The sequence below is a fragment of the Phenylobacterium sp. genome, from assembly GCF_046290725.1.
In the GTDB taxonomy this organism is placed as follows: domain Bacteria; phylum Pseudomonadota; class Alphaproteobacteria; order Caulobacterales; family Caulobacteraceae; genus Phenylobacterium.
This window is the reverse complement of the sequence record NZ_JBKBUH010000001.1, coordinates 67,636-87,350: the sequence shown is the minus strand read 5'-3', so window position 1 is coordinate 87,350 and position 19,715 is coordinate 67,636. Positions and strand designations below refer to the sequence as shown.

The following is a 19,715-nucleotide window of genomic DNA, read 5'->3' as shown; positions in this document are numbered from 1 at the left end:
GGCGTCGCGGGCCTTCGGGCCGGCGGACCGCTGGAGGATCTTGACCTTGAAAATCAACACCACGCGGGAACGCCTGCTGGCGTCTTCCATGATCTGCGGCGCGGCGTTCGCGGCCATCGCGACCGTGCCGGCTCAGGCCCAGGAGGCTGAAGTCTCTGAGGTCGTGGTCACCGGCTCTCGGATCGTGCGTCAGGACTATGTCGCCAACAGCCCGATCGCCACGGTCACCGGCGACGCCGCCGTCGCCAACGCCGACGTCACGCTCGACACCTATCTGAACACTCTGCCGCAGATTAACCCGGCGGGCACCACCACCTCGAACAACCCGGGCAACGGCGGTCAGTCGAACGTCGATCTGCGCGGCTTCGGCGCCAACCGCAACGTCGTCCTGATCGACGGCCGCCGGGCGATGGTCTCGGAGAACCGCCTGATCGTCGACCTGAACACCATCCCGCAGGCGATGATCGACTCGGTGGAAGTGATCACCGGCGGCGCGGGCGCCGCCTACGGCGCCGACGCCATCGCCGGTGCGGTGAACCTGAAGCTGAAGCGGAACTTCGAAGGCGTCGACCTGCGGGTCAACTATTCGAACTCCACCGAGCACTGGGACGCCGAAGAGTATCAGGTCTCGGCCGTTCTCGGCGGCAACTTCGCCGACGGCAAGGGCAACGCGATCATCGGCTTCGACCGGTCGGTCCGCCAGCAGCTGATCAAGTCGCAGCGCGCCTTCTCCCAGAACGCCACCTCGACCACCTCCTTCCTGCCGGAAGGCAACCTGTTCTGGGCCGGCACCAACGCCCCGACACTCGCCGCCCTGCAGGGCGTGTTCGCCGGCTACGGCGTGGCGCCGAACCAGGTCGCCCTGGGCTCCGGGACGCTCGGCTTCAACATGGACGGCACGCTGTTCTATCGCGGCGTGTTCAACAACCCGCTCGACGTTCAGAACTTCCGCTATCCGATCGATGGCGCCGTCAACCAGAACCTCTATCCCGACGTCTACAGCTACAACTTCGACTACGTGAACATCCTGGTCCTGCCGATGGACCGGTATTCGTTCATGTCGAAGATCAATTACGAGCTGGACAACGGCGTCGAGCTGTTCGCCCAGGTCGGCTGGACCGAGTACAACGCCGTGACGGCCCTGGCGCCGACGCCGTTCCCGACCGTGAACACGCGGAATATCAGCACCGCCCGGCCGCAGGACGTCATTTCCAGCCTGGTCACGCCGGGCCAGCAGATCGCCCAGCAACTGGTCATTCCCGCCTGGAACCCCTTCATCCCGACGGATCTGCGCACGCTGCTGAATTCTCGGACGGGTGATGACCCGGCCCTGGTCGGAACCGGCGCCGACGAGCCGTTCCGGATGCGTCAGCGCACGCTGGACATCGGTCTGCGGCAGTCGGTCTATGAAAACACCGTCGTCCAGTTCCTGGCCGGCGTCCGTGCGCCGATCGGCGATACGGGCCTGATCTTCGAAGCCTCGATCTCCGAAGGCCGCACCGAGGTCGACCAGACCCAGACGGGCAACATCAACACCCAGCGCATGCAGACTCTCGTCGAGGACTGCGCCGGCGGCGCCGGCGGGCTCTGCACCAACCCGCTGGCTCCGCAGGTGATCGCGGCGGGCGGACCCGTGCAGGTGCCGGTGATCTGCGAAGGCGGCTTCAACATCTTCGGCCGTCAACCGATCTCGGCGGCGTGCCGTGAGTACCTCGCGGTGTCGACGACCCTGTCGACCGAGATGAAGCAGCAGATCTTCCAGGCCTTCGTCACCGGCCCGATCTATGAACTGCCCGCCGGCGACCTCTCCTTCGTGCTCGGCGCCGAGTACCGCGGCTTCGAGTATGCCTTCGACCCGGGCGCGGCCTCGGGCCCGATCTCGGGCTTCAACAACCAGAACCCGGACCGCGGCACCAACTCGTTCCGCGACATCTTCGGTGAGTTGCTGATCCCGCTGGTGAAGGATCAGCCCTACATCCAGGCGCTGGAGCTGAACCTCGGCGCCCGTTATTCGGAAGCCGAGTTCGCGGATAAGATCTCCGGCCAGAAGGTCGATGCGCGCGGTTCCTGGGCCTACAAGGCCGAGCTGAACTGGACCATCAACGACATGCTGCGGGCGCGCGCGTCCTATCAGCGGTCGGTGCGTGAGCCGAACTTCTCCGAACTGTTCGCCGGCGGCGGCTCTGCGCCGCAGTACTTCGATCCCTGCTCGGTGACGTCCACGGCCCGCAACGGCCCGAACGCCGCCCAGCTGGCCCAGCTCTGCCAGACCGCCGGCTTCAATGGCGGCGTGGCGGCCAGCGCGATCAACAACTTCGTGCAGACCCCTGGCTCCCAGATCGGCGTCGACCTCGAGGGGAACCTCGACCTCGATCCGGAAATCGGCAAGACCTTCACGGTCGGCTTCGTCTGGCGTTCGCCCTGGGAAAACCAGTGGCTGTCGCGCCTGCAAGGTTCGATGGACTACTACAACATCAAGATCGACGACGCGATCCTGGTGCCCACCCCGAACCAGATCGTGGCGGCCTGCTACAACTACTACGGCACGAACCCGAACTACGATCCGAACAACGTCAACTGCGACGGTATCCTGCGGGTCGGCGGCGACATCCTCTGGATCTACAATCCGGCCACCGGCTATGACGTGTTCATCAACAGCAACGACGGCAAGCAGAAGTCCAGCGGCATCGACTTCCAGGTCGACTGGGGCTTCGACATGTCCTGGCTCGGCGCTTCCGAGCGCTGGGGTTCGGTCCGCCTGAACGCGATGGTCACCCACGTGATCGAGTTCAAGCAGCAGGATCCGATCTCGGGCGTGCCGGAACTCGACTTTGCGGGCACCGTCTCCTACTTCGGCGCCGGCCTCGGCACGAGCTTCCCGAAGTGGAAGGCGACCATCAACGGCGAGTGGAGCCTGTTCGACGACTTCCGCATCAACGCCCGGGGCCGCTACATCGGCAAGATGGACAACCGCCTGGGCGTCGAGTTCCCCGGCGAGCAGTCGTTCACCGGCACCGACGCCGTCTGGTACTGGGACTTCGCCGGCACGTGGAACGTGACCGACAACGTGGAGCTGCGTCTGGGCGTGAACAACGCCTTCGACAAGGAGCCCGAGGTCTACGCCCCGAACGTGCAGTCGGGCACCGACCCGTCCACCTACGACGTGATCGGGCGTCGGGTGTTCGGCGGCATCAAGCTGCGCTTCTAAGGCTCGGCTAGATCCAGGAATTGGGGCGGCGGACTTCGGTTCGCCGCCCTTTTTCTTTCCGTTGTCCACAAAACCTCCTCTCCCGTTTGCGGGAGAGGACAGGCCGAAGGCCAGGTGAGGGCTCGCGGCGGAAAGTCGCGACGGCGGCGAAGCCGCTGGCGCCGCAGGCGCCGACACTTTCAAGCGCTGGAGGTTCTTGCGCCGCTTCGCCGCCCGCCTGAAGGCGGCCTCGGCTGCGCCTCGCCCTCACCCGTCCTTCATGCTCTCCCGCCTAGCGGGAGAGGGACGGGGGGAAGCCGTGCCAGACGTCAGGCGTAGCCGAGCAGCTCGCGCAGGCCCGGCGCCATGTGATCGACAAGCTGCTTCTGCACGTCCGGAAGCTCATCGGGCAGGGTGACGCCCGACAGATGCTCGCGCGCCGTCGAGCTGTGCTTGCGGTCGGCGCCGATTCGCACCCGCTCACGCCAGTCCGACGGCAGGTCGATGCCGAACCGGCCCAGCAGATCGCCGAAGAAGGCCTCCGCCTCGGGCGCATCCAGCGCCTTCAGGTGCGCGACGATGTCCTCGTAGCGGACGATGTGCGCGCCGGTCCCCATCCAGGCCACGGCGTGGAACAGGAAGACCTCCCGCAGGGCCGGCCCGCGGCCCGGTATCCCGAAGATCATCATGTTCAGCATCTGCTCGACCGTTACGGCGCCGCCCTTCAGGTGGTTGAGCTGCGGATGGTCGAACTGGTCCGACAGATGGAAACGAGCGCGGGCCAGCACATAGTCGTACGGGTCGCGCACCAGGATCACCTGGCGCGCGTGCTTCAGCCCCATCAGGGAGATGTCGGCGAACAGCAGGTGGCCGACGCTGAACTGCGGCCGGCGCGGATCCAGCGCCCCGCGATGCTGCTCGAAATTGGGGATCTGCAGGAACTCGCGGTCGTAGTGCTGCTCGGGCGCCACGAACATTCGCACGATGTTGCGCAACAGGTGGGTGCCGCACTTGGGCACGCTGTTCAGGAACGCCGTCTGGCGCAGCGGCGCGTGAGCAAACCGCCGAATCTCCGGGCCCAGGGTGTCGGGCCTGCTCGTCACTCTCGCCGCCAGCATCGCACGTCCTTCGAAACAGAGGCCCCAGCCATAGCGCGCGGGGGCGATCTTGTCAGGCCGGCGGCGGCCGCAGGGCCTTGGTGCGGAACCACTTGGAAATCACCCACTTCTCGCCGCGGGTGGGCGGCGCGCCAGTGTGCAGGGTCATGGGATCGGGCGCGCCTTCCGCGTCGACGCTGTCGAAGACCAGGGCCGACCCGCGCGGCGGCCTGTAGGCGAGCTCGAGCCGCGGGAATTCCGTCGCCCCGCCTTCGAACCCCTCGTTCAGATAGACCAACAGCGTCCGCACCCGTTGCCCGCGCTGCGCCAGCTGCGGCGCGTTGGCGGGCGTGTCGGCGATATAGTCCACGTGCGGGCGATAGCGCTCCCCCACCGCATAGTGCAGCACGCCCAACCCCTCGGCGTTCTCCGGCGGCATTTCCGCGGCCGCGGCGAGCCGGTTGTTGATCAGTTCCAGCACCACGTCGCTGTCAGCCAGGCCGAAGTTCATCACCCGATTGGAGCGCTCGTCGCGCACCGCCTCGCCGCCGGTCTCGTCGTCGACCACCTTGGCGCGGACCAGGGCGGGCTCCGCCAGGCTCATCACGTAGTCGCACGCCCAGTCCGGCAGCAGGTCGGAGATCATTCGCACGCGCGGCGATTCCCGCTCGACGCGCCGTTCGATGGGGCCTTCGAAGGGCGAAAGGTCCACCGCCGCCGCAGCGGCGGTCCAGTCCACCGGGGTCGCCCGCGGCGGCTTTCGGCCCAGGATCCGCACCGCCGGCGCATAGCCGGCGGCGGCGGCTTGGGAGAGGGCGGCGCGGGCGAGGTCCAAGCGCGGGCCGCGCAAGCCGATCAGCAGGCCGATCTGGCACGCCGCCGAAGCATCGCCCCCCGCGGCCAGCCTGGCCAGCCACTGCACGGCGCGGGCCGGGTCCCGCGGCGTACCCACGCCCCCGGCGTCCAGAATACCGGCCAGGTTCAGGCCGAACGGATCGCCGGCCCCGGCGGCGGCCAGGATGCGGGCTACGCCGTCGGCCGGGGCCTGGGCGACCCCGAATCCGACCACTTGCCACAAGCCCAGCCGCGCATGCGCCGAAGGCAGGCCGGCCTTCGCGGCGCGGGCCAGCCAGGCGACCGCCTCGTCGACCTGGCCGGACTGCTCGAAGACTTGGGCCATCAGCTCCTGGGCCGCCGGGTCTCCCGCCATGGCCTGGGCGCGCACCTGATCGAAGGTCTGCATAGGTCGGTTCTAGAGCCTGGCCGGCCGCCGCGAAAGCCCGTCGCCGGAGCGAAAGGCCCCGCCTATGCTGGCCGCAACGACTCGGGGAGGACCATGGCCAGGCTTTCGCGAAGGACGCTTCTGCTCGGCGTCGCGGCGCAGCCGCTGGCCGCCTGCGCCACGCTGCCCGGCTCCCCCGTCCCGATGATGCAGCTCAACCTTGCCGAGGGGCCGCAGCTCTCGCCGCCGCCGGCCGGGGTGGAGCCGCCGCCGGACCCCGAGGCCGATCTCCAGGCCGGTTTCGATCCGGTCCTGCGAATGACGGTGCCGGTGATGATCGAGAAGACCGGCCCGTTCGTCTTCGTGGTCGATACAGGTGCGAACCACACGGCCATCGCCACCGAGGTGGCGCAAGGCCTCGACCTGCCTTCCGGCGGCCGGGCGCTGGTGCACGGCATCGCCGGCGCCGAGCCGGCGGAGACGGCCAGCGTCCGCTCGCTCGGCATCGGCCCCACCGTCACCCGGCGGTTCAGGGCGCCGCTGCTGCCCCGGGCGGCGCTGGGGGCCGATGGCCTGCTGGGCGTCGACCTCCTCGAGCGGCGGCACGTCTCGCTGGATTTCGAGAACAACCGCTTCAACATCGCTGCGGCCGACGACACCTTCGAACGCTCGCTGCGCATGGGCGGCGGCGGACGGCTGCAGAGCGCCGAGGTCGACCCTTCGGTGGTGGTGGTGCCGGCGCGCTACCGCTTCGGCCAGCTCACCATCGTCGACGCCGAGGTGGGAACAGGGCTTCCCGTGACCGCCTTCCTGGACTCCGGCGCCCAGTCGACGGTGGGGAATCTCGCCCTGCGCCGGGCGGCCTACGCCCAGGACATCGGGCTTGCCCTGCGCACCACCCGCGTTCAGCTGGTCGGCGCCACCGGCCAGACCATTTCCGGCGATCTGGCGCGCCTGCCGTCGCTCAGGCTGGGAGGGCTGCGCATCGGCAACCTCTCCTGCGTCTTCGCCGACCTGCACACCTTCAAGATCTGGGACCTGCTGGATACCCCGGCCATCCTGATCGGCATGGACGTGATGCGGCATTTCCGGTCCATCGACCTCGATTTCGCCCGCCGACGGGTGATCTTCCGCACCCCGCGGGCGGCGACGGAGATCACCCAGGCGCGCTGATCAGTCGACCGCCCGCGGCGCCAGCACCGTCGCGCCCGACGCGCGCAGGCGGGCGTCGGCGATCTCGTCCATCACCGCCTGGGCGCGCGGGTCGCCCATCAGCCAGGCGGCGGCGGCCAGGGTGCGGACCGAGGTCGCCGAGACCCCGAGCGCGCTCTCCAGCGCCTGGAAGGGCGAAACCTGCGGCGTCATGCGCCTCAGCCGCACGTCGCCGGTGACGCCGGCCAGGGCCTTGGCCTTGTCAACCGCGGCGTAGAAGCCGCCGACCTCGTCCACCAAGCCGATCTCGCGGGCCTGGGCGCCGGTCCAGACGCGGCCCTTGGCGATCTCGCGCACGCGCTCGGGCGGAAGCTTGCGGCCCTTCGCCACCCGCTCGATGAAGTTGTCGTAGATCCGGTTCATCCAGCCGGCGAAGGCGGCCTTCTGGGCCGGCGTGAACTCCTCGCCCAGGCCGAAGGCGCCGGCGTATTCGCCGCCGACGGCGGTCTCCCGCACGTCGATCCCGAACCGGGCGAGGGCGGGGCCCAGGGCCAGCTTGCCGCCGAACACGCCGATGGAGCCGGTCAGGGTGGTGGGGTGGGCGACGATGGCCGAGGCTTCGCTCGCCACCCAGTAGCCGCCGGAGGCCGCATAGGTGCCCATGGAGACCACCACCGGCTTGTCGGCCGCCTTGGCCGCGCGCACCGCGGCCAGGATCTGTTCCGAAGCGGTGTCGGAGCCGCCAGGCGAGGAAACGCGGAAGACGATGGCCTTCACGTCCTTGTCGTCGATGGCCTTGTAGAGCGCTTCGGCGACGTCGTCGGAATACATGGTCGGCCCGCCGGAGAAGGGATTGGCGACCCCGTCGTGGCCGGTGACGATCGGGCCTTCGCCTTCGACCACCGCGATCACCGGGCCCGAACCCAGGCCGCCCCGGTCGCGGCGCGCGCGGGCGTACTTGGCCAGGTCCACGAGCTCGGCGCCGTCTCCGGCCCGCTTCAGGGCGGCGCGTTCGGCCTCCCGCACCTGGCCGATCTTGTCGATCAGGCGAAGCTCCAGCGCCTGCTCGGCGAGGTAGGGTCCAGCCTCGATGGTCCGCACCAGGGCGGCCGGCTCGACCTTGCGGTCGGTGGCCGCCGCGGCCAGGGCCGAGCGGTAGACCGAGCCCATCCAGGAGAGCTGGGCCTCTTTGTGCGCCGGCGTGTAGTCGCTGTAGAGGAACGGATTGACCGCGTTCTTGTACTCGTAGCGCTGCTCGTAGTCGGCCTCGATCCCGTAGCGGTCGAGGAAGCGCTTGAAGAACAGGTCCTCGCCCGCCAGGCCGACGGCCTGGAACGAGGCTCCCGGCTGCATCCAGAACTCGTCGGCGGCCGCGCCAAGCATGTAGGTGGAGGTCGTCACCCCGGCCGCGTAAAGCCCCTGGCTGTGGGCGAACACCGGCTTTCCGGCCGCACGGAACTTCTTGAAGGCCAGACGCAGCTCGTCGGCGGCCGCAGGCTCCAGTCCCGCCTCGGGCAGGCGCACCAGCAGCGCCTTGACCCGTCCGTCCCGCCCGGCTCGGTCCAGGGTCTCGATCACCGACATCACCGACTGCGACCGCCGCCCGAAGCTGGCCAACGGGTTGTTCGGGTCCTGATCGGTCAAGGGATCGCGCAGGTCGAGCTGCAGCACCGTCACCGACGGCGGCGGCGCGGGCCGCGCGGCGCCGGCGGCCAGGACGATCAGCAGGAAGGGCACGCCGATCAGGAACAGCACCAGGCCCGCGAAAACGCCGGCCATGGTGGTCAGGAACTGCTTCATGGGATCTCGTGGAGAGGAGGTTCGCCGCGCAAGCTATATCGCCCCGCGTTGCGATCAAATGAAGACCTGTCCATCCGCGGCTTCAAGCGTCGCGCGAGATCGGCGGGTCGAGCGGCGCGCGCCCCTCCGGATCGTACTCCTCGGGCGCGTGCTGGAGGTCTTCCAAGGCGTCGTTGGGGGCGGCGGCGCGCGGTGCGCGAGCGGCGGGTGGAGGCGGCGGGCTGCGGGCCTTGAGCGCTTCCAGGGCGTCGCCGTTTTCGCGGCCGAACAGGGCGCGCAGGCGCACGTCCAGCTGCGGGAACGGGATCTCGATATCCGCCTCGCGCAAGGCGTCGTCGATCGCCCAGGTGTAGGCGGCGCGCATCGCCGCCGGGCGTCGGGCCGCGTCGGCGTTGGGCCAGACGACCAGTTCGAAATTCAGGGAGGAGTCGCCAAATCCCACCAGCCAGACCTGGCTGCGGCGCGCCTCGGTTTCCGGCAGGGTGAAAGGCACCTTGGCCGCCGCCGCCAGAACCGCCTCGCGCACCTTGGCCTTGTCCGCGCCGTAAGCGACGGCGAAGGGGATGTGCATCCGCCGGGTCTCGCCCCGCAGGGTCCAGTTGGTGACCTGGCTGTCGATCAGCTTGGAATTGGGCAGCACCACATCCAGGGCGTCATTGGTGCGGATGCGGGTGGCGCGTGGGCCGACCTCGACGATCTCACCGCGCACGCCGTTCTCCAGCTCCACGAAGTCGCCTACATGTACGTTCTGGTCGAAGATCACCACCAGGCCGGAGACGAACTCGCGCACCACGCCCTGCAGGCCAAGGCCGAGCCCCACGCCCAGCGCGCCGGCGAAGACGGCAAGCGAGGTCAGGTTGATCCCTGCGGTGGAAAGCGCAACGAACAGGCCGGCCGAGATCAGGCCGTAAATGCTCAGCTTCTGGATGATGTAGAAGGACGGCGCGGAGAGGCGCGTGCGCCGCTTCATCCGCTCCAGCCCCGCCCGGGCGAGCTTGGCCAGGAACAGGGCTACGGCGAAGACTGCGAAAGCCACGACAAACTGGACCAGCAACGGCAGCCACCCGTCGGCGAGCGCCTGGCGGGTCAACAGCAGCTGGTCGATCGCAGGTGCGGCGGCCTCTGTCATTCTGCGGCAACGGCCAAGCCGCAACGCTGGTTGCCTTGAGGACGCGGTAACCGGTATCCAGGCTACAGCAAGGTGGGCTGTTCAGGATCACGACGCAGTTTATGAACAAGCCGAACCGGCATGGCGGCGTGGAGCGGACGTGAAGCCACCCAGAACCCAGGGCGCGAGCGGCGAAGGCCTTGAGCGGCGCCGCCCGACGATCAACGACGTGGCGCGCCTGGCCGGCGTGTCGAAGAAGACCGTGTCGCGGGTCATCAACGGGTCGCCCTTCGTCCGCGCCGATACGCGCGAGCGGATCGAGGCGGTGATCGCCGAGACAGGCTACGCGCCCGATCCTCAGGCCCGCGGTCTCGCTTTCCGCCGCTCGTTTCTGATCGGCCTGATCTACGACAACCCCAATCCGCAGTATGTCGTGAACATGCAAAACGGCCTGCTGGACGGCATGCGCGGCTCGGGCTTCGAGCTGGTGGTGCACCCGTGCGAGCGGGGCGATCCCAACGTCCTGCCGGAGATCCGCGCCTTCATCGAACGCCAGAAGCTGTTCGGCGTGGTGCTGACGCCCTCGGTCTCGGAGGATGACCGGATCGCCGAGCTGATGGACGAGATCGGCTGCGAATACGTCCGCGTCGCCTCGGTGCCGCTGGACGAGCCGGAGCACATGATCGAGACCAAGGACCGGCTCGGGGGGCTGGAGGCGGCTCGGCACCTGATCGCCCTGGGCCACCGGCGGTTGGCGTTCATCTCGGGCCCTCCGACCTTCCGGTCCTCGCACGAGCGGCTGGGCGGTTTCGAGGACGGGCTCGCCGAGGCCGGCCTCGCCCTCGACCCGCGCCATGTGGCGGAAGGCGCCTACACCTTCGAGTCCGGGATCGCTGCGGCGCGAGCGCTGTTGGCGCTGGACCGGCGGCCCACCGCCATCTTCGCCGGCAACGATGAAATGGCTGCGGGCGTGTTGCAGGCCGCCCGGGAGGCGGGGCTCTCCGTGCCCGGCGACCTGTCGGTAGTGGGCTTCGACGACTTCCAGATCGCCTCACGCATCTGGCCCGCGCTCACCACCATCCGCACGCCCACGCGCGAGATCGGGCGCCTCGCCGCCGAGAAGCTGATGGGCCGCGAGGACGAGCGACGGGATCCTAAACAGCGCCTGCCCAGCCTGGTCGTGCGCGAGTCTTCAGGCCCGGTTCCGAAATAGGCCGACACGACAAAGGCGCGGCTGCAAAGCCGCGCCTCGTCCTTGACCCCGCTCGGATCTGGGAGAGGGACCTTCCCTCCGTCAGATCTTCGCCGGCTCCATGCGCGGGCTGAGCAGGTGCACCACCAGCAGGGCCAGCAGATAGGCCGAGCCGGCGACCACGAAGATCGGGGTGTAGGTGCCGATCTGGTCGAGGACGTAGCCGGCGTACTTGGCCATGGCCATGCCGCCGATGGCGCCCACCATGCCGCCGATACCGACGACGGAGCCGACCGCGGCCCGCGGAAAGACGTCGGAGGGCAGGGTGTAGAGATTGGCCGAGAAGCCCTGGTGAGCCGCCGTCGCCAGGCCGATGATCAGCACCGCCACCCAGAGGTTGGAGGCGAAGGCGGCGAAGGCCACCGGCACGGCGCAAAGCGCGCAGATCAGCATGGTGGTCTTGCGTGCGGCGTTGATGCTCCAGCCCATCTTCATGAAGCGGGAGGAGAGCCAGCCGCCGCCGACGCTGCCGACGTCGGACAGCAGATAGATGGCGATCAGCGGCGGCCCGAAGGTCTTCAGGTCGAGTCCGTGCCGCTTGCCCAGGAAATCCGGCAACCAGAACAGGAACATCCACCAGATCGGGTCGATCAGGAACTTGCCGATGGCGTAGGCCCAGGTCTCCTTGACCGTCAGCAGGCGCCGCCAGGCGATCTTCTCCACCGGGTCCGGCGGGTCGCTCTCGATGTGGGCCAGCTCCGCCGCGGTGACCTTGGAGTGTTCGCGCGGGCGGCGATAGACGATCAGCCAGATCGGCAGCCAGACAAGGCCGACAAGGCCGGTGACGATGAACGCCATCTGCCAGCCCCAGGCCAGCGTGATCGCGGGGATGACCAGCGGCGTGACGATGGCGCCGATATTGGTGCCGGCGTTGAAGATGCCGGTGGCGAAGGCGCGCTCCTTCTTCGGGAACCACTCGGCCACGGCCTTGATGCCGCCGGGGAAGCCGCCGCCCTCGCCGACGCCGAGCGCAACGCGGGCGAAGATGAAGCCGGTCAGGCCGCGCGCGCCGGCGTGGGCGATGTGGGCGACCTGCCAGATCAGGAAGGCGATCCCGAAGCCCCAGCGCGCCCCGATGCGGTCGACGATGCGGCCGAAGGCGAGGTAGGCGACGGCGTAGGAGGCTTGGAACCAGAAGACCAGGTCCGCATAGTCGTTCTCGCTCCAGCCGAACTCCTGCGAGAGCTCGCCCTTCAGCAGGCCGATGGTCTGGCGGTCGACATAGTTGATCACCATGGCGGTGAACAGCAGGGCGACGATCACCCAGCGGAAGTTGCCGACCTTGGCTCCGGCCTCGGCGAAATCAGGCCTTGTCGTCGTGCTCATCGTTTCCTCCCGAGCTTGCGGCCGCGGGATCGGGCTGTGCGACGCACAGGATCTCTCCGAACTCGCCGAAGCTGATGCGGGCCGTTTGGCCGGCCCTGATGTCGTGAATCCCCGTGGCGGCGCCGGTGGTCACCAGGCATCCCCGCCGGAGCGGCCGCCCGCGGCGGGCGGTGTTGTTCAGCAGGAAGGCCAGCGAGGCCGCCGGCCCGCCCGCCAATGACGCGGCGGAGCCTTCGCCGACCGTGACGCCGTCGATCTCGGTGGCGCAGATCAGGCTCTCGTCGGTCCGGTCGCGCCAGCCGACCAGTTCCGGCCCCAGGATCAGGCCGTCGTTGTTGCCGAAATCCGAGGCGACGGCGAGCGGGCCCAGGATGTTGATGGCGGCCAGCGGGCTGGCGGCGATCTCCACGCCCATGTGCAGGCCGTCGACCAGGCTCAGGGCTTCGGCGGGCGTCCAGTCGGTCTTGTCGGCCGGGGCGTCGGCGGCGAGCCGATAGACGAACTCGGCCTCCACGGCCGTGAACCCGCCCTGGAAAACGGGAAAGGCTGTGGGCCCGGCGCCGGAGGCGATCTGCACGCGCCGGCTGAAGATCGGGCCGCACAGCCGCTCGGCGCCCAGGCTTTCCTGAAGTTCGGTCGGGATCCGCCCCACCTTCCAGCCGGCGACCTCGTCGGGCCACAGGTCGATGGCGAGGTCCTGGGCGGCGTAGCTGACGGCGAGCTCCGGAGGCAGGGCGCCGCCGGGAAATTCACTCAGCGGCCTGCGGTCGAGTCGCGCGCGAACCAGGCGCTCGGCGATCTCGGCAGGCTCCAAAGAAGTCGCGGCCTGAGCCGGCGATAAGGTCACGCGCCTTGTCCTCCCCGAAAAATGCGCTCGGCGTCTTTAAGTCCGGTTGTGCTTATAGGAAACCGGTGTCATTTTCAAACCCAATGCGACGGACCACGGTTCTCGCGCTTAAATCGGCTCGTTGGGAGGAGACCTACGGCATGCGGCTATTCGGGGCGTGCGCCCTTGTTCTTTCGGCCTGCCTGGCGCTCGGCCTGGAGGGGCCCGCGGCGGCGCAGGGCGCGCTGGCTTTCCCTGGCGCGCAGGGCTGGGCGGCTCAGACTCCCGGCGGCCGCGGCGGCCAGATCATCCGTGTCACCACCCTGGACGCGGAGGGGCCGGGCTCATTCCGCGAGGCCGTGGAGACCAAGGGGCCGCGGACCGTGGTCTTCGAGGTCGGCGGGGTGATCGATCTGGGCGGCAAGACCCTCACCATCCGCGAGCCGTTCCTGACCATCGCCGGCCAGACCGCGCCGTCGCCGGGGGTGACCTTCATCCGCGGCGGCATCGACATCGCCACCCACGACGTGATCGTCCGTCACATCCGCGTGCGGCCCGGCGAGGCGGGCTTCCCCAAGAAGAGCGGGCACGACTTCGATTCGATCTCCACCCAGGGGATCTCCTACAACGTCATCGTCGACCACAATTCGCTGACCTGGGGCACGGACGAGAACCTCTCGGCCTCCGGACCGCGGTTCGTGGGGAACACGCCGGACGAATGGCGCGTCGGCACCAGCCGCAACATCACCTTCTCGAACAACATCATCGCCGAGAGCCTGTCCTATTCGACCCACGCCAAGGTCGAGCATTCCAAGGGCAGCCTGATCCACGACAACATCACCAACATCCTGATCGTCGGAAACCTCTACGCCCACAACTACGAGCGCAATCCGCTGTTCAAGGGCGGGGTGCGCGGCGTGCTGGCCAACAACCTGATCTTCAATCCCGGCCAGCGGGCGGTGCACTACAACCTGATGGCCCAGGAGTGGGGTGACCAGCCCTTCCAGACCGGGCAGTTGGTCGCGGTCGGCAACGTCCTGCGGGGGGGCCAGGACACGGTGGAGGGATTGCCGTTCCTGACCCTGGGCGGAGACGGCGACCTGGAATTCTTCGGGCGCGACAACATCGCCGTCGACAAGTTCGGCAAGCCGCTGCCGATGTTCGGCCGCTACACCACCGGGCCTGCGAAGATCATCGAGCTCAAGCGCCCGCCCCTGTGGCCGGAGGGGCTGGAGGCGCTGCCGGCGGTGGACGTCCAGCGCCACGTCCTGGCCAACGCCGGCGCCCGGCCCTGGGACCGGGACGCCGACGATGTTCGCCTGATCGCCGACGTGGCCGAGGGCCGCGGTGAAATCATCGACAGCGAGGAGGACCTGCAGGGCTATCCCAAGCACAAGCCCACCCGCCGCCCGTTCAACCCCGACGACTGGAACCTCGACGACATGAGCCCCAAGCGGCCGGAGGTTCTGGACTCCGGGGCGAAGTCGCGGGGGACCTGAGGTCGGCGGGCCGCCGGGCTTCCCCTCTGGCGGCTAAGCCACCCGGCGCAGCGGCGGGGCGGGATGTTCGGCCTTGCGGATCTTCTCCAGAACGCGGACGAACAGGGCTTCGGGCTCCACCCGCAGCGCCGCGGCGATGCGGCAGAACTCGACGATCTCGACCCGGCGCTGGCGCTTCTCGATCATGCAGACGTGGCTCTGGGAGCGGTTCAGGCGCCGCGCCAGCTGGCGCTGGCTGAGGCCGGCGTCGGTCCGGGCCGCGATCAGGGTGTCGATAAGGGCGCCGTACTCGTCGCCGAAGATCGGATTTGTCACCATGTCCTCCCGCGTCGAGGGGACCAATGCCTCACGAGGTAACCGGTGTCAATTTGCAATTTTCCAGGTTTTTGAGGAATGTCCCGGCCTCGCCGACACGGCCGAGCGATTGGCGGCCGGCATTTTCCGGCGGACGCCAAAGCCGACGGATTTGATTTGCGCCCAGGCATGACACCGGTTACCAGATCGACAAACCGCTCCGCGACTACAGATCCCGGGAGGACGCCCGTGTACAGGAAGACCTATCACGCCACGCATCCGGACATGATGGAGGGCGTCGACAACGACCAGCTGCGCGACCGCTATCTGATCGGCGACCTGTTTGCGCCAGGGCAGGTGGTGCTGAACTACACTCACTACGAGCGCTTCGTGATCGGCGGCGCCATGCCGGGTGCGGAGCCCGTGCGCCTGCCCGACCAGACCGAACCTGAGTCCGCCAAGGGGCGCCCGTTCCTGGAGCGCCGCGAGCTCGGCGTCGTCAACGTCTCCGACGCCGTGGGCGTGGTCACGGTCGACGGCCAGGCCTACACGCTGAACCCCAAGGACGGGCTCTATGTGGCCATGGAGTCGAAGGAGGTCGTGTTCGCCGCCGCCGACCCGACTAGTCCCGCCAAGTTCTACCTAGTCTCCACGCCCGCCCATGCGCGGTTCGAGACCAAGCACATCTCCATCGCCGACGCCGTGCCCCTGGAGCGCGGCGCGCTCGAGACCTCCAATGAACGGACCATCTATCAGTACATCGTGCCGGCCACCTGCCGTTCGGCCCAGCTGCTGCTGGGCCTGACGATCCTCAAGACCGGCAGCGTCTGGAACACCATGCCGCCGCACCTGCACGACCGCCGGTCGGAGGTCTATTTCTACTTCGGCCTCTCGGAGAACGACCGGGTGTTCCACTTCATGGGCGAGCCGGACAAGGCCCGCCACGTCGTCATGGCCAATGACGAGGCGGTGGTTTCGCCCCCGTGGTCGATCCACATGGGTTCGGGCACCAGCAACTACACCTTTATCTGGGCCATGGGCGGCGAGAACCTCGACTACACCGACATGCACGTCCTCGACATCTGCCAGCTGAAGTGAGCGCGATGACCGACAATCCGTTCAGCCTGGAGGGCCGGGTGGCTGTGGTCACCGGCGCCAATACGGGCCTCGGGCAGGGGATCGCGGTGGCGCTCGCCAAGGCCGGTGCCGACGTCGCCGCCGTCGGCCGCAGCCCGGCCGAGGAGACCGGTCGTCAGGTCGAGGCGGCCGGCCGCCGCTTCACCTTCGTCGAGGCCGACCTTTCCTCCATCGAGCCGGTGGAGCGGGTGGTGCGGACCACGGTGGAGCGGCTGGGCGGCCTGGACATCCTGGTCAACAACGCCGGCATCATCCGCCGCGCCGACGCCATCGACTTCACCGAGGCCGACTGGGACGCGGTGATGGACACCAACCTGAAGACCGCGTTCTTCCTTTCCCAGGCCGCGGCCCGGGAGATGCTGAAGGCCGGCGGCGGCAAGATCGTCAACATCGTCTCGATGCTGTCCTTCCAGGGCGGCATCCGGGTGCCGTCCTACACCGCCTCAAAGAGCGGTTTGGCGGGGCTGACCAAGCTCCTGGCCAATGAATGGGCGGCCAAGGGAATCAACGTCAACGCCATTGCGCCGGGCTATTTCGAGACCAACAACACCGAGGCCCTGCGCGCCGACGAGGGGCGTAGCCGGGAGATCCTAGGACGCATCCCCGCCGGACGCTGGGGGCGGCCGGAGGACCTGGGCGGCGCGGCGGTTTTCCTGGCTTCGCGCGCGGCCGACTACATGCACGGCGCCGTGGTGCCGGTGGACGGCGGCTGGCTGGCGCGCTGACGCAAGGCCTGTTCACCGGCTTGTCATAAGGCTTAGTTGGAGTTAAACAGGATTTTGCTACCGGTGTCAGAACGGCTGGTCGCTCGCTGACACCGGTGTCAATTTGGGGAACGCGTCCTCGGGCGCACCGGTGTCGTCAGGAGGAAGCATCCGCCGGCGGCCCGCAGGGAGGAGTTACAATGGCAGCTATCCAACATCCGCGTCGCCGGACGCACGCCCTGCTGTGCGGGGCCGCGGTCTCGGCCTTCGCTTTCGCGGGGCTCGGCGCGTCGGCCGCCCAGGCCCAGGACAGCGAAGTCGAGGAAATCGTCGTCACCGGATTCCGCAGCAGCCTGCAGCAGGCGTTGAACGTGAAGCGCGACTCGGCTGTCGCCGCCGACGCCATCCTGGCCGAGGACATCGGCAAGTTCCCGGACCTGAACCTCTCGGAGTCGATCCAGCGGATCTCCGGCGTGGCCATCACCCGCGAGGGCGGGGAGGGGCGCCAGATCTCGGTGCGGGGCCTGGGGCCGCAGTTCACCCGCGTGCGCATCAACGGCATGGAGGCCCTGACCACGGCGGGCGGCACCGACGCCAACGGCGGCACCAACCGCGGCCGCGGCTTCGATTTCAACATCTTCGCCTCGGACCTGTTCAACGCCATCACCGTCCAGAAGACGGCGGCGGCGGAGACCGAGGAGGGCTCGCTGGGCGCGACGGTGGACCTGCGCACCGCGCGGCCGCTGGACTACGCCCGCGACTTCACCTTCACCGCCTCGGCCCAGGCCAGCTACAACGACCTGTCCGAAGAGACGAGCCCGCGTATGGCGGCCCTGATCTCCAAGACCTGGGGCGACGGGACCTTCGGGGCCCTGGTCTCGGTGGCCTACGCCAAGCGCAAGCTGCTGGACGAAGGCACCTCCACGGTGCGCTGGGCGCGGGGCACGGCCTTCGCGCCGGGCTTCGAGAGCGCCCCGGCCGGCGGCCCGACCCTCGCCCAGGTGAATGCAGCCTACCACCCGCGTTTCCCGCGCTTCGACAAGTACGAGCAGGAGATGGAGCGCCTGGGCGCCACCCTCTCCCTGCAGTGGAAGCCCACCGACGTCACCCTGCTGACCTTCGACGCCCTCTACGCCAAGCTCGACGGCACGCGGGAGGAGATGTTCCTGGAGGCCCCGTCCTTCAGCGTCGGCGGCGCCTGCACCGCGGCCAACCGGCCCACCACCTGCGGCATCGCCGACACCGATGTGCTGGCGGGCGTGATCGACGCCAACAACACCCTGATCTCGGGGACGTTCAACGACGTCGACCTTAGGGTGGAAGACCGGTTCGACGAGCTGACCACCACCTTCACCCAGTACTCGCTGGACCTGACCCACGAGTTCTCCGACCGCCTGCGGATGCGGGCCTTGGCCGGGCACTCGAAGTCGGATCACGACAACCCGGTCCAGACCACCCTGATCTGGGATCAGTTCAACGTCGATGGCTACAGCTACGACTACAGCCGCGGCCGGGTGCCGCTGATCACCTATGGCAACGCCAACCTCACCGACCCGAACGCCTGGCGCCTGACCCAGGTGCGGATGCGGCCCCAGACGGCGGTCAACACCTACGACACCGTCCAGGCCGAGGTGCAGTACGACCTCACCGACATCCTGAAGGTGAAGGCCGGCCTGTCGTGGAAGCGGTACGAGTTCGAAACCACCGAATTCCGCCGTTCCAACGGCACCACCACCAACCAGGAGCCTGTGGTTCCCGCCGCTGTCGCGGCGATCCCGCTGTCCTCCTACGCCAAGCTGGTGAACTTCCCGGGCAGCGGCCTGGACATGCCGGCCGGCAACGCCACCAGCTGGGTGGTGCCGGACTATCAGATCGCCAAGGGCCTGTTCTCGCTGGGCGATCCCACCGCCTTCGGCGGCGCCTGGCGGCTGGGCCCGGAGCCTTCGCTCGGCAACAATCGCGGCGTGAAGGAAACCGACAAGGGCGGGTTCGTGCAGGTCGACTTCGCGACCGAGCTCGGCTCCATGCCCTTCCGCGGCAATTTCGGCGTCCGCTACGTGAAGACCGAACAGTCGGCCCGCGGCTTCACCGCCATCTCCGGCACGCCGCTGGCGGTGACGGTGGACCGCACCTATGACGACACCCTGCCGTCGATGAACCTGGTGCTGGAGCCGTTCGAAGGCTTCCTGATCCGCTTCGGCGCGGCCAAGACCATGTCGCGGCCGGACCTCGGCAACCTGACGCCCGGGGCCACCATCAATGTTTCGGGCGCCAACCGCACGGTCAATGCGGGCAATCCGAACCTCGATCCGTTCCGGGCCAACGCCTTCGACCTGTCCTTCGAGTGGTACTATGCGCCCGAGGCCCTGGTCAGCCTGGCCCTGTTCAAGAAGGACGTCGACTCCTTCGTGCAGACCCAGCGGACCACGACCAGCTTCTCGAACAACCCGTTCGGCCTGCCCGACAGCGTGGCGGTCGCCGCCTGCGGGACGACGCCGGGCTGCAGTCCCTCGTCCGACTGGGTGTTCTCGACCCCGCGCAACACGCCCGGCGGCACCCTGGAAGGCTATGAGATCAGCTTCCAGCAGCCGCTGAGCTTCCTGCCGGGCCTGTTCGCCAATCTCGGCGTGCTGGCCAACTACACCTATGTGAAGTCGGAGATTAACTATCTCGACGCCGCGGGCGCGGTGCTGGCGACCAACGACATCACCGGCCTCTCGCGCAAGTCCTACAACGCGACCGTCTATTACGAGGACGACAAATGGTCGGCCCGCGTCTCGGCGGCCTATCGCGACCGCTACCTGACCCGCGTGCCGGGCCAGGAGGCCGGGACCGACTTCGACGGGACGAACGAGACCTTCAATGTCGACGCTTCGCTGACCTACACCTGGAACGACAACATCAAGTTCTCGATCGAAGGGGTGAACCTGACCGACGAGTTCTCCGACCAGTTCGTCGACTCCAGCAACCGCGTTCAGTTCTACCACCACACCGGCCGGGAGATCCTGGTTGGCGTCCGATACACCTTCTGAACCTCCCCTTAGAGGGTGTATTTTCCTTGCGGCGCGCCGGGCCCCCGGCGCGCCGTCCTGTTAGACGAAGAGGAAGTCC

General features: G+C 68.3%; 14 protein-coding genes. 7 read left to right on the top strand and 7 right to left on the bottom strand.

Annotation, left to right across the window (positions count from 1 at the left end; translation table 11 throughout):
* Positions 1–46: 46 nt before the first annotated feature.
* Positions 47–3,208: a TonB-dependent receptor domain-containing protein gene (locus ACK41C_RS00445; RefSeq protein ID WP_409648999.1), complete on the top strand. Its 3,162-nt coding sequence runs from the start codon at positions 47–49 to the stop codon at positions 3,206–3,208.
* A gap of 308 nt (positions 3,209–3,516) precedes the next feature.
* Here ACK41C_RS00445 and ACK41C_RS00440 read toward each other — a convergent pair whose 3' ends face one another.
* Positions 3,517–4,290: a hypothetical protein gene (locus ACK41C_RS00440; protein WP_409648996.1), complete on the bottom strand. Its 774-nt coding sequence runs from the start codon at positions 4,288–4,290 to the stop codon at positions 3,517–3,519.
* Positions 4,291–4,357: 67 nt separating this feature from the next.
* Complete coding sequence (locus tag ACK41C_RS00435; protein ID WP_409648993.1) at positions 4,358–5,527, bottom strand: 2OG-Fe(II) oxygenase; 1,170 nt, start codon at positions 5,525–5,527, stop codon at positions 4,358–4,360.
* Between the two features lie 93 nt (positions 5,528–5,620).
* On the opposite strand from ACK41C_RS00435, the gene ACK41C_RS00430 reads away from it, so the two are divergent.
* Positions 5,621–6,679, top strand: coding sequence for a retroviral-like aspartic protease family protein (locus ACK41C_RS00430; protein WP_409648990.1), 1,059 nt, complete (start codon positions 5,621–5,623; stop codon positions 6,677–6,679).
* Here the strand turns inward: ACK41C_RS00430 and sppA are convergent, their stop codons facing one another.
* Both sppA and ACK41C_RS00420 read right to left on the bottom strand, forming a co-directional pair.
* Entirely contained in the window at positions 6,680–8,458 is a 1,779-nt protein-coding gene (sppA, locus tag ACK41C_RS00425; protein WP_409648988.1) for a signal peptide peptidase SppA, read from the bottom strand. It lies immediately after the preceding gene.
* 82 nt (positions 8,459–8,540) lie between these two features.
* Positions 8,541–9,587, bottom strand: a complete 1,047-nt coding sequence (locus ACK41C_RS00420; protein ID WP_409648985.1) for a mechanosensitive ion channel family protein — start codon at positions 9,585–9,587, stop codon at positions 8,541–8,543.
* A 139-nt stretch (positions 9,588–9,726) separates the two neighbouring features.
* On the opposite strand from ACK41C_RS00420, the gene ACK41C_RS00415 reads away from it, so the two are divergent.
* On the top strand, positions 9,727–10,779 hold the full coding sequence (locus ACK41C_RS00415; protein ID WP_409648983.1) for a LacI family DNA-binding transcriptional regulator: 1,053 nt from the start codon (positions 9,727–9,729) through the stop codon (positions 10,777–10,779).
* Between the two features lie 81 nt (positions 10,780–10,860).
* Here the strand turns inward: ACK41C_RS00415 and ACK41C_RS00410 are convergent, their stop codons facing one another.
* Both ACK41C_RS00410 and ACK41C_RS00405 read right to left on the bottom strand, forming a co-directional pair.
* Complete coding sequence (locus tag ACK41C_RS00410) at positions 10,861–12,144, bottom strand: MFS transporter (protein WP_409648980.1); 1,284 nt, start codon at positions 12,142–12,144, stop codon at positions 10,861–10,863.
* Positions 12,122–12,991 carry a 2-keto-4-pentenoate hydratase gene (locus ACK41C_RS00405; protein WP_409648977.1) on the bottom strand — a complete coding sequence of 290 codons (870 nt, stop codon included), beginning with the start codon at positions 12,989–12,991 and terminating at the stop codon, positions 12,122–12,124. The genes ACK41C_RS00410 and ACK41C_RS00405 overlap by 23 nt, the downstream gene beginning before the upstream one ends.
* 140 nt (positions 12,992–13,131) lie before the next feature.
* Between ACK41C_RS00405 and ACK41C_RS00400 the strand changes: the two genes are divergently transcribed.
* Positions 13,132–14,469, top strand: a complete 1,338-nt coding sequence (locus tag ACK41C_RS00400; RefSeq protein WP_409648974.1) for a polysaccharide lyase family 1 protein — start codon at positions 13,132–13,134, stop codon at positions 14,467–14,469.
* 33 nt (positions 14,470–14,502) lie between these two features.
* Here the strand turns inward: ACK41C_RS00400 and ACK41C_RS00395 are convergent, their stop codons facing one another.
* On the bottom strand, positions 14,503–14,787 hold the full coding sequence (locus ACK41C_RS00395; protein ID WP_409648971.1) for a helix-turn-helix domain-containing protein: 285 nt from the start codon (positions 14,785–14,787) through the stop codon (positions 14,503–14,505).
* A gap of 225 nt (positions 14,788–15,012) precedes the next feature.
* On the opposite strand from ACK41C_RS00395, the gene kduI reads away from it, so the two are divergent.
* The 3 genes from kduI (at position 15,013) to ACK41C_RS00380 (ending at position 19,636) form a co-directional block, all read left to right on the top strand.
* Positions 15,013–15,861 (top strand): 5-dehydro-4-deoxy-D-glucuronate isomerase, encoded by an 849-nt coding sequence (kduI, locus tag ACK41C_RS00390; RefSeq protein ID WP_409648968.1) that lies wholly within the window; start codon positions 15,013–15,015, stop codon positions 15,859–15,861.
* A 5-nt stretch (positions 15,862–15,866) separates the two neighbouring features.
* A complete protein-coding gene (gene kduD / locus ACK41C_RS00385) occupies positions 15,867–16,625 on the top strand; it encodes a 2-dehydro-3-deoxy-D-gluconate 5-dehydrogenase KduD (RefSeq protein WP_409648965.1) in 759 nt (252 codons plus the stop codon).
* Positions 16,626–16,804: 179 nt separating this feature from the next.
* Positions 16,805–19,636, top strand: a complete 2,832-nt coding sequence (locus ACK41C_RS00380) for a TonB-dependent receptor (protein ID WP_409648962.1) — start codon at positions 16,805–16,807, stop codon at positions 19,634–19,636.
* Positions 19,637–19,715: the final 79 nt, after the last annotated feature.

Excerpts from the sequence above, each read along its gene's own strand:
- ACK41C_RS00435 (WP_409648993.1), bottom strand. The coding sequence starts at position 5,527 with ATGCAGACCTTCGATCAGGTGCGCGCCCAGGCCATGGCGGGAGACCCG.
- ACK41C_RS00430 (WP_409648990.1), top strand. The coding sequence starts at position 5,621 with ATGGCCAGGCTTTCGCGAAGGACGCTTCTGCTCGGCGTCGCGGCGCAG.
- sppA (WP_409648988.1), bottom strand. The coding sequence starts at position 8,458 with ATGAAGCAGTTCCTGACCACCATGGCCGGCGTTTTCGCGGGCCTGGTG.
- ACK41C_RS00420 (WP_409648985.1), bottom strand. The coding sequence starts at position 9,587 with ATGACAGAGGCCGCCGCACCTGCGATCGACCAGCTGCTGTTGACCCGC.
- ACK41C_RS00410 (WP_409648980.1), bottom strand. The coding sequence starts at position 12,144 with ATGAGCACGACGACAAGGCCTGATTTCGCCGAGGCCGGAGCCAAGGTC.
- ACK41C_RS00400 (WP_409648974.1), top strand. The coding sequence starts at position 13,132 with ATGCGGCTATTCGGGGCGTGCGCCCTTGTTCTTTCGGCCTGCCTGGCG.
- ACK41C_RS00395 (WP_409648971.1), bottom strand. The coding sequence starts at position 14,787 with ATGGTGACAAATCCGATCTTCGGCGACGAGTACGGCGCCCTTATCGAC.
- kduD (WP_409648965.1), top strand. The coding sequence starts at position 15,867 with ATGACCGACAATCCGTTCAGCCTGGAGGGCCGGGTGGCTGTGGTCACC.
- ACK41C_RS00380 (WP_409648962.1), top strand. The coding sequence starts at position 16,805 with ATGGCAGCTATCCAACATCCGCGTCGCCGGACGCACGCCCTGCTGTGC.